Below are 15632 nucleotides of genomic sequence, written 5' to 3'. Positions count from 1 at the left end.
GTATACGGTCCGACAAAGTGTAAAATATTTGGACATTTTTTGTACAATATTTTTACACCTCCCTTTCTTTTTATATCATTAATACCATATATTTTATTGGTTATTAGATGTTTATGTTTTTGGCATAAGAATAGTGATCAACTTGGCACAGCAAATTGCATATGAACCTTAAAACATACATTTCAAGTATCTTCTTTCTAACCTCATTGTTTGGGTTTTGCCAAGAAACCTGGACATTGGATGAGTGCGTGGCCTATGCCATTGAACACAACCTTCAGGTAAAGAATACCAACTACAACAACGATTCCAGTAAAGAGACCTATCGGCAATCCATCCGAAACCTTTTGCCAACGGTGAATGGGTCCACAGGTTATACCATCAACTATGGTAGAACCGCCGACCCCAATACCAACGACTACGTGAATACCGAGTTCTTCAGCAACAATTATTCGGTTGGCGCCAGTCTGGATATCTTCAACGGATTTCAAAAACTGAATAACATAAGGGCCTCCAAATTTATCTTCAAAGCAACCCAAGAGGATGTGCTTCAGCAAAAATTCCTATTGGCCTTTAGGGTGATGAGCGCCTATTATGATATCAAATTTTATGAAGGTTTGGTCGCCAATTCTTTGGAGCAACAGGAAATTTCGCAATCCAATTACGATTTGGTAAAAAAACAAGTAGAGCTCGGTATGATGGCCGGTGCCGACCTTTATGAAGCTGAATCCAACTTGTTGGGAGACAAACTTTTGGTGACCCAGAACAAAAATCTATTGGCCAACGCCAAGTTGATCCTATTACAGGAAATGAACCTCAACGAAGAAACCGACATTGTCTTGCAAGAAACTCTGGAATCCGATTCCCCCGAATCGGAAGAAGATATGTCATTGGATTCCTTATACCAAACCGCAAGAGGCTTTGTTCCTTTGGTGAAGTCCCAGGAATATAGGGTAAACGCCGCGAAGAAACAGCTACAGGCCACCCGAGGAAACCTGTTGCCTTCCTTATCCTTGACTGCCGGTTATTCCACGGGGTATTTTGAGACCCAAACCGATAGTGATACCGGGAAAATTATCCCGTTCAAAACCCAGTTCAACGACAACGCTTCCAAGTACGTTGCTGCACAATTGAGTATTCCCATCAGTAATGGATGGTCGGCCCACTCCAGAGTAAAACAGCAAAAAATAGCCTATTTGCAAGCCAAGAACAACCTCGAAATCCAAGAGCAGGAATTGTTCAAATTGTTGCAACAACTGGTTCAGGATAACCAATCCTTTATGGCGGAATACGAACAGAGTAACCAAAAAGTGAAGGCCCAAGAATTGGCTTTTGAAATTGCTCAAAAAAGATATGAAAAAGGGCTCATCAACGCCTTGGATCTTTTCCAGGCCAAAAACCTCTACGGGGTGGCCCAGAACGAAAACCTACAGGTAGGACTCAAATTAAAAGTCAACCAAAGCACCATTGACTTTTATAGCGGCCTACCCATATTTAACATCAACTAAGAACAACCATGGATATACAATTAGAAAAAAAGAAAGGACTTAAACCCAAACATTACGGCTACATCGCCCTTGGTGTATTGTTACTGTTCGTGGGCTGGAAATTGATTTTCGCCAGTTCCATGTCCACCTTTAGGACCGAAAAGGAGCGACTTTCCATAGCTTCGGTGACTGCGGGTAAGTTCGATGATTACATTACCATAAATGGTAACGTGGCTCCTATCGCCACCATTTATATGGATGCCTATGAGGGTGGAAGGGTATCCGAAAAACTCATCGAGGAAGGTTCCATGGTCAAACAGGGGGATATCATCCTGAAATTGGAGAACATGAACCTGTATGAGCAGATCTTGGCCAGTGAAAGTAACTTGGCGTTAAAGCAGAACGACCTTCGTTCTACCAAGCTCACCTTCGATTCCAGGCAGGTGGAAGGCAAAAAATCCTTGGCCACCGCCCAGTACGATCTGCAACGGTTAAAGCGAAACTATGAGCAAAACCAAGAACTATATGATGGGGAATTGATTTCCAAAGAAGTCTATCTAAAAGCCAAGGAAGATTACGAACTGGCGAAAAAACAATACGAAATTGTAAAGTTACAGACCGAACAGGACGACCAATTGAGGGAAACTTCCCTGAAAGGTTTGGATACCGATTTGGAGCGGATGCGCAAGACGCTTTCCATGGTATACGAACGGTTGGACCACCTGAACGTTCGCGCTCCAGCAGATGGTCAGTTGGGGTTTTTGGATGCCGAAATCGGGCAGAACATTGCCCAAGGTCAACGTATCGGACAGATTAACGTATTGACCGATTTCAAAATTGAAGCGGACATTGACGAGCACTATATCGATAGGGTAAAACGTGACCTATCCGCAACTTTGGAGCGTAATGGAAATGAGTACGGCCTACGTCTTCGCAAGGTATATCCTGAAGTACGCAACGGTAGGTTTAGGGTAGATCTAGTGTTCACCGGAGAAAAACCAGAAACCATCCGTGCCGGACAAAGCTATAACATCAGACTGCAATTGGGCGAATCCAATGATGCACTCCTGCTGCCAAAAGGAGGCTTCTTCCAGAGTACAGGTGGGCAATGGGTTTTCGTAGTGGACCCCAATGGCAACGAGGCCATAAGACGTAACGTACGATTAGGAAAACAAAATTCAAGATACTATGAGGTCCTTGAGGGGCTTCAACCAGGAGAACAGGTCATTACCAGCAACTACGACAGTTTTGGTGATGCAGAACGGATCGTATTAAAATAATCCGTGAAGTGTAACATCGATCAAATTAAAAGAGTCTTTAAGTAAACCGCAGAAAAACAACCACTAAAGAAATGATACAAATCCAAAATCTCAAAAAAAGCTTCCGAACGGAAGAAGTCGAAACCTTAGCCTTGAACGGGGTAAACCTTAAAGTGGCCGAAGGGGAGTTTGTGGCCATCATGGGCCCATCAGGATGTGGAAAATCAACCTTGTTGAACATCATCGGCATGTTGGACAATCCTACTGATGGCAGCTACAAATTTGCGGGTCATGAAGTGGGGGGGCTAAAGGAAAGCCAACGTACCCAATTAAGAAAGGGAAACCTTGGGTTCGTTTTCCAGAGCTTTAACCTTATCGATGAGCTTACCGTTTTTGAAAACGTGGAACTTCCTTTGATCTACCTTAAAATGAGTAAGGCAGAAAGAAAGGAAAAAGTCCAAAAAGTGTTGGAGCGTATGAAGATTGCCCACAGGGAAAAACACTTTCCGCAACAGCTTTCCGGAGGACAGCAGCAAAGGGTAGCCATAGCCCGAGCCGTAGTGACCAACCCAAAACTGATCTTGGCGGATGAGCCTACGGGTAACCTGGATTCCAAAAACGGTATTGAGGTGATGAACCTGCTTACCGAGCTCAACCAAGAGGGCACCACCATTGTAATGGTAACGCACTCGGACCGCGATTCGCACTATGCCCACAGGGTCATCAACTTGTTCGATGGTCAAATTGTGACCGAAAGCCAGAACAAGCCCATGGGTGCCATGGTGTAGGAGTTTAATCATCAATCAAAAATCCCAAATATGTTTAAGAACAACCTAAAAGTCGCTTGGAGAAACCTGAAATCGAACAAACTGTTTTCAGGAATCAACATTATTGGACTTTCCATGGGGCTGACCATCGTCATGCTCCTTTTTCTGTTTATTTCCCATGAGAGGAGTTTCGACTCCATGTTTCCCAAAAAAGACCGGATCCAACGAGTTCTCTTGAAAACTGATGGTGATTTTGGTTTTGAAACCTGGGCCACGGTACCTCCTGTAACCGCTTTGGCCATGAAGGAAGAAGTGACCAATGTGGAAAGTGCGGCAAGGTTGTTAAAACATAATTTTGGTAGACCCGCCTCCTTGCGCATAAACAACCAAAACTTCACTGAGGACCTTTTTTATTGGGTGGACAAGGAGTTGTTGACCATTTTCGATATTGAACTGGTAAAGGGGGATGCGGCCACAGTTTTGGACAGGCCGAGCACGGTCATTCTTTCCGAAACAGCTGCACAGACCTATTTCAACCAGGAAAATCCGATTGGCCAAACCATTTTGGTGGACAATGATCGTGAGCTTGAGGTGACCGGGGTATACAAGGATTTTCCTGATAACAGCACATTTGATGCAGAAATCATGGCCTCGAGTAATGGATATTGGTTCTACAAAAATGATTCTTGGTCAAATGCCAGTTTTGAAACCTATTGCCTATTGAAAGACAATGTTTCAGTGGATGCCACCCAAAAACAGATAGACCAAATGCTGGAGGCAAACCTCCCTAAGGAAAACCAATGGTACTCCTTCGGTTTACAACCCTTGAGCAAAGTACACCTATATTCCGCCTCTTACGGAAATTCATATGCGTCCCGCATTGGCGATATCAATGAAGTTCGCAACCTGACCTATTTGGCCATTTTGATCCTTTTAATTGCCTGCGTTAACTATATGAACCTCACCACGGCACGTTCCCAAAAGCGTTCCAAGGAAGTGGGCATCAGCAAAACCTTAGGAGCCTCTTCGGAGTCTTTAGTGGGTCGGTTTTATGTGGAAACCGGATTAATCACGGCCATTTCCATTGTTTTGGGTGTTGCTTTGACGATGTTGTTGTTGCCCAGCTTTAATGGTTTAACCGATCAACACTTGACCATGGACCTGTTGCTCAACCCAACCTTTGTGTTGGCTGCATTGGGGGTTTGGCTTGTAACGACTTTGTTTTCTGGATTGTACCCTTCCATGTACCTGTCCAGATTTTTGCCCAAGGAAATCCTATCCCCTTCTTTAAAGCGAGGAAAGGGAAATGTGGTCATTAGAAAAGGCCTTGTAGTGATGCAATTTGCCGCCTCTACCGCATTGATCGTAGGCGTGATGGTCATCTACCAACAAACCCAATACATCCAAAATAAAAACCTTGGTTTTGCCGCAGACAATGTCATGGCCATTTCCATAGGTGGATTGCGTGGCGACGAAAATCGTAACGCTTTGGAGCAAGAATTCAAAAACCTCTCAGAAGTTACCGCAGTATCCATGGCCCAAGGATATCCTGGCATGGATGTAAGTGGACGAACCCTTCGAAAAAATGACACGGAAGAACAAGGTCTGAACATTCAGACCAATGTGACCGATGCAGGTATCGTAGATGCCCTTAAGCTACATCTTTTGGCCGGCAGTAGCTTGCCCAAGTTCAAAAGTGAAAAGGATACATTGGTGGAAGTTGTGTTGAACAAAAAAGCTATCGATTATTTAGGATTCTCCCCAGAAGAGGCCATCGGCAAGGAGGTATATATCGGAATTCCCAATACCATAGTAGGGGTGGTGGACGATTTCAACTACGAATCGTTGCACCAACCTATTGGTGCCTATGCATTCAATAACAGTACAAGTGAAGGCAAATCATTCATGTTAGTACGTTTTAAAACAGGGAATTTGGCCAATACGGTTGCCGACCTTAAAAGTACTTTCACCAGAATTGTTCCCAATCTAGATTTCAACTATTCTTTTTTAGATCAAAATATTGCAAGAATGTACGCTCGGGAAAAGCGGGCGGGACAGATCAGTATCGTGTTCTGCATCCTGGCCATTTTTGTAGCGGCATTGGGCCTTTTTGGTTTGGCAGCTTATACGGCAGAGCAACGCAGAAAGGAAATCGGCATTCGAAAAGTATTGGGGGCCTCCGTGGGCAAAATCAGCCAAATGCTTTCCATGGATTTTGCCAAGTTGGTGGTTATTGCCTTGTTCATAGGATTCCCTCTCGCCTACTTCTCCATGGAAAACTGGTTACAGGGATTCGCCTATAGAATTGATCTGCAATGGTGGGTTTTTGCCCTTGCAGGTACCATTGCCCTGGGCATTGCCTTGTTGACCGTAAGTTTTCAATCTATCAGGGCCGCCCTCACCAACCCTACTAAAAGTTTACGTGCCGAATGACATAAAAAACATCATCATAAAAACAAACCATCATGATCAAGACACATCTTAAAATAGCTTGGAGAAACCTTAGGAGAAATCCTTTGTTTTCATTGATAAATATTCTGGGGCTTTCCACAGGACTGGCCAGTGCTTTTTTAATCTTTTTCTGGGTCACTGATGAAATGACGGTCGATACGTTTCATGAAAATGACCAAAACCTTTATCAAATATTGATGAAGAGCGAGGAAAATGGAGTAATCAGAGTTCATGAAGGTACACAAGGGCCCCTTGCAGAAGCATTGGAAAAAGATCTGCCCGAGGTTGAAGATGCGGTGACCGTTATGAATCTTGAGAGGGAGGGAATGGCAATCACTTTCTCCGATGGGGAGAATACTTTCAAAACGGAAGGGCTATTTGCCAGTAAAAACTTTTTCAATGTGTTTTCCTTTCCCCTGATACGAGGCTCCATTGATCAAGTGCTTCAAGATAAGGATGCCATTGTTGTTTCCGAAAACTTTGCCTTAAAACTGTTCGGTTCTGTTGACAAAGCCCTAAACCATCAAATAAAATATAGCTTCTTTGGCAAAGAGCAGAGCGGAAAGATTACAGGTGTTTTTGAGGACGTTCCTTCAAACTCTACCATGAAGTTCAGTTTCATAGGGACCAAAAAGAAATTGCTGGAAGACATTTGGACAAACGGAAAAGAATGGTACAATACCGGCCCACAAACATACCTTGTCCTCAAGCCCAACACGGACCAGGCGGCCTTTAATAAAAAAATAGACCGGTTCGTAGACAAGTACCTTGATGGTAACATGTTCAGTCTTTTCACAAGAAAATATTCAGATGCTTACCTAAAGGGCAATTATGTGGATGGTATTCAAAGTGGTGGCAGAATTACCTACGTTAGGCTTTTTTCTTTCATTGCCATTTTGGTCCTGCTCATTGCCTGTATCAATTTCATGAATCTTTCCACGGCCCGCGTTAGCAGGAGATTTAAGGAAATCGGCATCAAGAAAACGGTAGGGAGTACCAAAAGAACACTGGTGGTTCAGTTTCTAACAGAATCGATTTTCCTAACATGCCTTTCTTTGATATTGGCCCTTTTATTGGTCTTTTTGTTGATTCCTGCGTTCAACTATGTTTCAGGCAAAGAACTGGATCTTCAACTTATTTTCCAAAATGCCCCAGTATTGATTTTGGCCACATTGCTTACCGGATTGATCTCCGGAAGTTATCCAGCATTTTATTTGTCCGGCTTTAGTCCATTGGCAACACTTAAAGGCGCCTTTAAGACCCATGGCGGGGAACTTTTTACACGAAAAGGCCTGGTGGTCTTTCAGTTTATGGCATCCCTAGTCCTGATCATATCGGTATTGATCATAAACAACCAGCTCAACTTTGCGCTCACAAAACCCATTGGTTATCAAAAAGATAACATAGTCCAAATAGATCTTGAGGGCAAGGCCTATGACAACATCCCTTTTTTCTTCGATGAGGTTGAAAAAGTAGAGGGTGTGGAACGTGTTGGTGGACTTAGCCAGAGTATTGTCCGGGAAGACGGCGGGTCTTCCACCTACGGCATTGACTGGGCCGGTAAGCCAGCGGATCTTGAGGTAGATTTTATTGTTCGCGATGTGGATGAAAACCTGACACAGACCCTTAACATAGAAATGGTGGAAGGGGAATCTTTTAACGCAAAACTCGGTTCTCCCGAGTCTTACGTAATATTTAATGAGGAGGCCATACGGATAATGGGGTTGGAAAATCCTGTTGGGCAAAAAATCAATCTTTGGGGAGAGGACAAGACCATTCTTGGGGTCATGAAGGATTTTCATACCGCCTCCGTCATGCAACCCATTTCACCCGTGGTTTTTAAGTATTCCTCTAACCATTTGGCTTTGGCAATGGTGCGGATCCATTCCGGATCGGAAATGAAGACCATTGAAAACATAAAGCGATTGTATACAGATTATAATCCTGGTTACAATTTTAATTTCACCTTTCAGGATCAAATGTTCAATGCCCAGTATTCTTCGGAACAGCGAATCTTATCGCTTTCCAAGTATTTTGCCATTCTTGCCATTTTCATTTCCTGCCTTGGTTTGTTCGGATTGGCAGCTTTCAACAATGAAATGCGGGTGAAAGAAATTGGCGTGCGTAAGGTGTTGGGTTCCTCCACCTATGCAATACTGCAATTACTTTTCCTCGATTTTCTAAAACTTGTTTTAATTGCCATATTGATCGCCTCTCCCGTTGCATGGTACCTTATGAGTGGCTGGCTCCAACAATTTGCCTATAGAACAAACATCGGATGGGCCGTATTTGCCATAGCAAGTATCTTGACCATTCTCATTGCATTGGTAACCGTAAGTTTTCAAGCCATCAAAGCAGCAAGTGCCAATCCTGTAAAAAGTTTACGTACCGAGTGAGATAACATCATCAATCAAAAAAAACATCATGTTTAAAAACCATTTACGGATCGCCTGGCGAAACATCAAAAAGGACAAGCTCTTTACCACCATTAAAATTGGTGGTTTTGCCGTTGGGATAGCAGCCTGCCTTTTAATAGCCCTTTTCATCAAAAATGAATTGAGCTATGACAACCATTACAAGAACAAAGATCGCATCTACCGTGTGGTCATGCAAGGGGTAATGAACGGAGAGTTATTAAAAAGTGTTCATTTTCAACTCCCCTTTGCCGAAACCCTGCAATCCACCTTTCCTGAAATTTTGGAAGCCGGCAAAATAAACATGAGCGAGCTTTTTGGTGCGGGCAGAAGACCTTTTCGCCCTGTGGGCACTATGCAAAACAACTTTGAGGACGGTTTCATCTTCGCCGATCAAGGGGTTTTTGATATTTTGGAGTTTGAATTGTTGGAAGGCAATCCCAAGCAAGTCCTCACCAATCCACAAAGTGTGGTACTGACCGCTTCCAAGGCAGCCAAATATTTTCCAGAGGGCCATGCGGTGGGCAAGACCATATTTCTTGATGACAATTCCAACAGGCCCTATACGGTCACCGGGGTCATTAAAGAGAACCCTTCGGAAAAAACCCATCTCGACTTCAATTTTCTATTGGCCATAGAGGATACCAACATGAGTTGGTCCAACACAAACTACTTTACATATTTGCTGGTCGATAACAATACCGACATCCCTGCTTTGGAGAAGAAAATGGTCTCCATACTAGAGGAATATGTTATCCCGACATATAAGGAAAGGATGAGGAGCGCGGATTTCATGGAGGTCTTAAAAACGTTGGAATACAAGTTACAGCCTGTTACAGACATACACCTAAAATCCGACATCAAAATGGGTGATGGGCTACGGCACGGCGATATCCGTTTTGTTTGGCTCTTTGCGGCCATTGCCATTTTTGTGTTGTTGTTGGCGGTCATCAACTTCATCAATCTATCCACAGCTAAATCTGCCAATAGGGCCAAGGAAGTGGGTCTCAAAAAAACAGTGGGAGCCTTCCGGGGCAATTTGGTAAGCCAATTTTTGACCGAATCGGTCATCTACAGTTTTATATCCTTTGTTATTGGAGTATTGTTGGCATGGGCCTTATTGCCAACCTTTAATTCCATAGCAGCGAAACACATTGTAATGCCATGGGCAGATTGGTGGTTTTTACCTGTGGTCCTTGTGGCAGCATTGTTGGTCGGAATTTTGGCAGGCCTATATCCCGCCTTCTATCTCTCTGCTTTCAAACCCGTGAACGTGCTAAAAGGCACCTTGAGTACCGGCAGTAAGAGCGGTAAGTTGAGAAGTGGCTTGGTGGTGTTTCAATTTACCACATCGGTGGTATTGATCATAGGCACCTTGATCATCTATAAACAGATGAATTACATCATGGATAAAAAATTGGGCTTCAACAAGGACCAAGTATTGGTTATCAAAGGAACCAACTTGTTAAAAGACAATACGGAATCCTTTAAGGAACGTCTTCTTGGACTATCCGACGTGAAATCTGTGACCGTAAGCGATTATCTCCCGGTAGAAGGATCCAAACGCAACGGAAACACTTTTGGTATGATCAACGAGGGCAGCCAAGAAATTTCGGTGCCTGCGCAGATATGGCAGGTAGACTACGATTATATTGAAACTCTTGGCCTCCATGTAAAGGAGGGAAGGGCATTTTCAAAGGACTTTGCCAGTGACTCCACCGCCATTGTGATCAATACCACCATGGCCAAGGAACTTGGTCTTCAAAATCCGATTGGCAAACACATCAACAATGGGCGCGACTGGACCATAATCGGGGTGGTGGAAGATTTCCATTTTAAGAACCTAAAGGAAGATATCGCCTCCCTATCCCTTGTGATCGGCAATAGCCCAAGTATGATTTCCATAAAATTGAACAAGAGAGAAACCACCCAGGCCATTGCTTCAGTAGCCTCCATTTGGCAGGAATATGTGCCACAACAGTCTTTTGAGTACACCTTTCTGGACCAAGAATTTGCACACATGCACGACGATGTGCAGCGCATGGGAAAAATATTCAACAGCTTCGCGCTTTTTGCCATACTTGTGGCCTGTTTGGGCCTGTTCGCACTATCGGCCTTTTTGGTGGAACAGCGAAAAAAGGAAATCAGTATTCGATTGGTTTTGGGTGCTCCGTTCAAAAGTATTTACCAGTTGTTGACCATGGATTTCATGAAACTGATCTTGATTGCGATCATCATAGCCATCCCCATTGGGTGGTACATGATGAGCCGCTGGTTGGAAGACTTTGCTTATAGAATAGATGTTCAATGGTGGGTATTTGCCTTGGCGGGAGGTATCTCCTTAGGTATTGCATTGCTTACCGTAAGTTATCAATCCATACGGGCGGGGCTGGTGAATCCAGCTAAAAGCTTAAGGTCAGAATAGATCATAAATCATCAATCAAAAACGAACCATCATGTTAAAGAATTATTTAAAAATTGCCTGGAGGAACCTTACCAAACATAAGGGCTATACCATCATCAATGTTGGTGGCCTTGCATTGGGCATGGCCGTTACCTTAATCATCGGACTATGGGTGAAGGATGAACTGAGCCATAACGATTATTTCACCAACAAAAACCAGATTGCCCAGATTTACCAATCGCAGACCTTCAATGGGCGGACGGGCACAGGTCCTGCCATTCCCCGGCCTTTGGAAAAAGCTTTTAGGGATGGTTATATGGACAACTTCAAGCATTTAGTGATGTGCTCTTGGAACAACTCCCAATATTTAAAATATGGGGAAACCAGCATCTCGCGTGATGGCAATTTCATGCAGCGCGAAGCACCCGAAATGTTAGATCTTAAAATCCTGAAAGGTGAAAAAGATGGGATTCGGGAAATCAATTCCATCATGTTGAACGAATCGACCGCAAAGGCCCTTTTTGGCGACGAGGACCCTATTGGAAAGACCATTGAGGTCAACAGCCAATACGACATGATGGTAACGGCCGTGTATGAGGACATTCCCTTTAATGCCTCCTTCAACGATACGGAGTTCATCATGCCATGGGACAAATATGTTTCCGTGAACGAATGGATAAAAAACGCAGAGGACCAATGGGGAAACAACTCCTTCCAAATGTTTGTGCAGATTGCGGACAACACCACCATGGAACGGGTGACTTCTACCGTAAAAGATGTTAAGAAAACCCTCAACAAGAACACGGAGGAATTCAACCCCCAATTGTTTCTCTTCCCCATGAAGGATTGGCATCTACGTGGGAATTTTGAAAATGGAAAACAAGTTGGGGGGCGAATCAAATATGTTTGGCTGTTTGCCATTATCGGGGCCTTTGTGCTGCTTTTGGCCTGTATCAACTTTATGAACCTGAGTACGGCCCGTTCCGAGAAAAGGGCCAAGGAAGTGGGTATCAGAAAATCCATAGGGTCACAACGCAACCAATTGATCAACCAATTCTTGGGAGAATCCTTTTTGGTGGTCCTTTTTGCTTTTGTGATCGCGGTATTGATTGTGGTGATTTCCCTGAGCGGTTTCAACGAGCTTGCCAAAAAAGAAATGTCGTTCCCATGGGGTTCGGCAGGATTTTGGGGAGCCTCTTTGGCTTTCATTCTGTTCACGTCCCTTTTGGCGGGAAGCTATCCCGCCCTATATCTGTCCTCTTTTAGACCTGTAGATGTTTTGAAGGGAACATTTAAGGCGGGCAAACATTCCGGATTGCCAAGAAAAATCTTGGTTGTGGTTCAGTTCACTGTGTCCGTGGCCTTCATTATCGGAACGGTCATCGTGATGCAACAGATCAACTATGCCAAGAACAGGCCCATTGGTTATGACAAGGAAGGGTTGGTCCAAATACCGACCATGAGCCAAGATTTTACTGGCAAATTCGAGTTGATGCGAGATGAGTTCATCAAGTCTGGCGCCGTTATGGAGATGTCCACCTCCAGTGCTCCTACCACCAATATTTGGTCCAACCGAAGTGGTTTTAATTGGGAGGGCAAGCCAGAAGGTTTTCAGGAAGATCTCGCTTGGACCGAGGTTTCCCCAGAATATGCCAAGAGCCTAAACCTAAAGATTGTGGAGGGAAGGGACTTTTCACGGGAATTCCCATCCGATTCCAATGCAGTGCTCATCAACGAGACCGCTGTTAAATATATGGGGCTTAAAAACCCGATAGGCCAGTTCATCAAAGATGATGACGAGGAAGACCCCAATCCACCCCTAAAAATTATCGGCGTGGTACAGGATATGATTGCCCAATCACCCTATGAACCGGTAAAACAAGGCATGTATGTGTTTGACAAATATGGCAACGGCTCTTATTACAATTTGAGGTTGAACCCCAAGCAAAGTGCCAGCCAAAACTTGGCCATTATTGAGCGGGTGTTCAAGGAACATTTCCCCAATATTCCATTCCAATATGATTTTGTGGACGAAGAATACGCCGAAAAATTTGCCTCAGAAGTACGTATCGGCACACTATCCGGAATCTTTACGGCCTTGGCCATTTTGATAAGCTGTTTGGGGCTCTTTGGCCTTACCTCTTTTGTGGCCGAGCAACGCACCAAAGAAATTGGGGTGAGAAAAGTTTTGGGAGCCTCCGTGTTCAACGTTTGGAACATGCTTTCCAAGGATTTCTTGAAACTGGTGATCATCTCCTGTTTCATAGCGGTGCCTATTGCCTATTACGTAATGAACGGTTGGTTGCAGGAATATCCATATCGAGTGATCCTGAAGTGGTGGATCTTTGGCCTTGCCATGCTAGGTGCCATGTTGGTCACGGTAATCACGGTAAGCTTCCAGGCCATCAAAGCGGCACGTTCTAATCCAACAAAGAGTTTAAGAACCGAATAAATAATCGTCATGATAAAGAACTATCTGAAAATAGCATGGAGAAATTTGGTGAGAAGCAAGGTGTATTCATCGATAAACATTGTTGGTCTATCGTTGGGACTTGCTGCATGCATGCTGATAGTTTTATACATAGGTCATGAATACAGTTATGACAAGTTTCATGAAAATGCAGATAATATTTATCTGGGCGAAACTGAAATAACATTTGGCAAAGATCCCATATACATGCCCTACATGGGCTATTCTAAAGGTCCGGAAAGCAAACAGGAAATTCCTTCCATAGAAGATTACCTTCGGTATAAAAAGAATTTTGAGAACGTTACCATCCAGAATCCTGAATCACCCGAATTAAAATTTTCCGAAGATAATTTCTTGTTTGCCGATTCCAATTTTTTTGACTTTTTCACCTTTCCTTTGGTTCAGGGCAACAATGGCCATGTATTAAAAGCCCCTTTTTCAGTGGTTATTTCACAAAATATTGCAGAAAGGTACTTTGGAGGGCAAAATCCGATTGGAAAGACATTTTTATATAACGACCAATATATTTTTACGGTAACCGGGATTGCGCAAAATGCTCCCTCCAATTCTAGCATTGATTTTGATTTTGTGGCTTCCATTTCCAGTATGGCATCCATGGAGGAGTACAAAGAATCCTTAAATAACGATTATTCCGATTTCACCACTTATTTCTCTTTGGACAAATCAGCAGACCCTGCGCTTGTGGAGGGGGCAATACTCAATATTGATAGTCAAAAAACAGGTGGTGAGGGCGATGTAAACAAAAAATATCTTCTCAGACCACTTACAAGTTTACATTTTGGGAGAGACTTTGCCAATAGTAGGTATATAAAAATATTTCCGTTGGTGGCCATCCTAATTTTACTTCTTGCCCTTGTAAATTACGCGAGTCTCTCCACGGCACGATCCACAACTCGATCCAAAGAGGTTGGTGTCAGAAAAGTGTTAGGTGCCCACAGAAAAGCCATTGCATTACAATTCTTTTTTGAATCGGCATTGTATACGGTCATTTCATTTGTGTTGGGATATTTTCTCTGTTTAACGGCACAACCATTCTTTTTTGGCCTTTTGGACATTCAAATGGACAATTCGTTTTTATATGCCCCACAGATGCTTGTGTCCCTTGTGGTATTGCTCATCTTGACCATTTTGCTTGCGGCCACCTATCCCGCAATACTATTGTCCGCTTATAGACCAATGGTTGTTTTACACGGAAAATTAAGTGCGCAGAACAGCGGTGCGAGCATTAGGAAGTTCTTTACCGTTTTTCAATTTGGCATTTCTATTATACTGATCATTTGTGCCATCGTAATCGATCGGCAAATGTATTTCTTCAGGCATGTAGACACTGGTGTCGACAGGGAAAATATTGTGATGTTGCCTTTTTCCGCTGCTGCTGGAAAGCATGTTGAACCTTTTAAACAGGAAATACAAACTATTCCCGAAGTCTTGCAATCCAGTATCGCAATTCTTCCATTGTACAAGGGACATAATATGATGGGGGTCAAAAGTAACACTGATGATGAAATGATCTTTTTGCCAACACTCACTGTTGATGAAAATTTTATTTCGATGTTGAATCTGAAATGGGAAACTCCCCCTATCGATTCTCTTTTACTAAATGGCCGAAAAACTGTTGCCATCATTAATAAAATGGCCATTGAAAAATTAAATCTTGAGGGAAATCCGATCAACCAAAAAATAAACGGACAATATGAGATTAATGGGGTTTTAAAAGATTTTGTCTATACCTCGCTCCATCATAAAATTAATGCACTGTGCTTATTGGTAAGCAAGGGCGGTGATGAATCTTCTCCATGGGCAGAATATGGCGGGGTCGTCTATGCCAAAATCGCACCTAAATCCAACATCCCCTCTATCTTACAGCAAATGAAAGCGGTTTATGAAAAATACGATGCCGAAAAACCTTTTGAATACCATTTCTTAAATGAGACTTTTGACGCACAGTACAAGGCAGAGGATCGTCTGACAATGATTTTCAGTGCCTTCACGGGTCTTGCCATATTGATTGCGGTAATGGGCCTGTTTGGTCTGGCGACTTTTATTGCTTTACAGCGAAGAAAAGAAATCGGCATCCGTAAGGTTTTGGGAGCTTCTGTAAAGAGTGTAACCGCACTTTTATCCATAGATTTTCTGAAGCTTGTGATAGTCGCCATCATTATTGCATCCCCCGTGGCATATTGGTCCATGACCCAATGGTTGCAAAATTTTGCCTATAGGATATCCATAAGTTGGTGGATGTTCGTCATAGCCGCTATAGGCACCTTACTTATTGCTTTGTTCACCATAAGTTTTCAATCCATAAAAACCGCTACGGCCAATCCAGTAAAGAGCCTGCGAACCGAATAATAAACTAAAAAAC

At 43.3% G+C, this 15632-nt stretch carries 8 protein-coding genes; all 8 read left to right on the top strand.

Annotated features, from left to right (window positions below; all coding sequences use genetic code 11):
• Window positions 1–161: 161 nt before the first annotated feature.
• The 8 genes from D2U88_RS12690 (at window position 162) to D2U88_RS12655 (ending at window position 15619) form a co-directional block, all read left to right on the top strand.
• A complete protein-coding gene (locus tag D2U88_RS12690; protein WP_119640946.1) occupies window positions 162–1505 on the top strand; it encodes a TolC family protein in 1344 nt (447 codons plus the stop codon).
• Window positions 1506–1513: 8 nt separating this feature from the next.
• Entirely contained in the window at window positions 1514–2764 is a 1251-nt protein-coding gene (locus D2U88_RS12685) for an efflux RND transporter periplasmic adaptor subunit (protein WP_119640945.1), read from the top strand.
• A 71-nt stretch (window positions 2765–2835) separates the two neighbouring features.
• Window positions 2836–3531: an ABC transporter ATP-binding protein gene (locus D2U88_RS12680; protein ID WP_119640944.1), complete on the top strand. Its 696-nt coding sequence runs from the start codon at window positions 2836–2838 to the stop codon at window positions 3529–3531.
• A gap of 30 nt (window positions 3532–3561) precedes the next feature.
• Window positions 3562–5943 (top strand): ABC transporter permease, encoded by a 2382-nt coding sequence (locus tag D2U88_RS12675; protein ID WP_119640943.1) that lies wholly within the window; start codon window positions 3562–3564, stop codon window positions 5941–5943.
• A 32-nt stretch (window positions 5944–5975) separates the two neighbouring features.
• Window positions 5976–8357, top strand: a complete 2382-nt coding sequence (locus D2U88_RS12670; RefSeq protein ID WP_119640942.1) for an ABC transporter permease — start codon at window positions 5976–5978, stop codon at window positions 8355–8357.
• 28 nt (window positions 8358–8385) lie between these two features.
• Complete coding sequence (locus D2U88_RS12665) at window positions 8386–10800, top strand: ABC transporter permease (RefSeq protein WP_119640941.1); 2415 nt, start codon at window positions 8386–8388, stop codon at window positions 10798–10800.
• A 31-nt stretch (window positions 10801–10831) separates the two neighbouring features.
• A complete protein-coding gene (locus D2U88_RS12660) occupies window positions 10832–13231 on the top strand; it encodes an ABC transporter permease (RefSeq protein WP_119640940.1) in 2400 nt (799 codons plus the stop codon).
• 9 nt (window positions 13232–13240) lie between these two features.
• Window positions 13241–15619, top strand: coding sequence for an ABC transporter permease (locus tag D2U88_RS12655; protein ID WP_119640939.1), 2379 nt, complete (start codon window positions 13241–13243; stop codon window positions 15617–15619).
• The last annotated feature ends 13 nt before the right edge of the window (window positions 15620–15632 follow it).

The sequence above is a fragment of the Flagellimonas aequoris genome, from assembly GCF_003584165.1.
Classification (GTDB): Bacteria; Bacteroidota; Bacteroidia; order Flavobacteriales; family Flavobacteriaceae; genus Flagellimonas; species Flagellimonas aequoris.
Note: the sequence above shows the minus strand (reverse complement) of the source record. Positions and strands in the feature narration are given on the sequence as shown.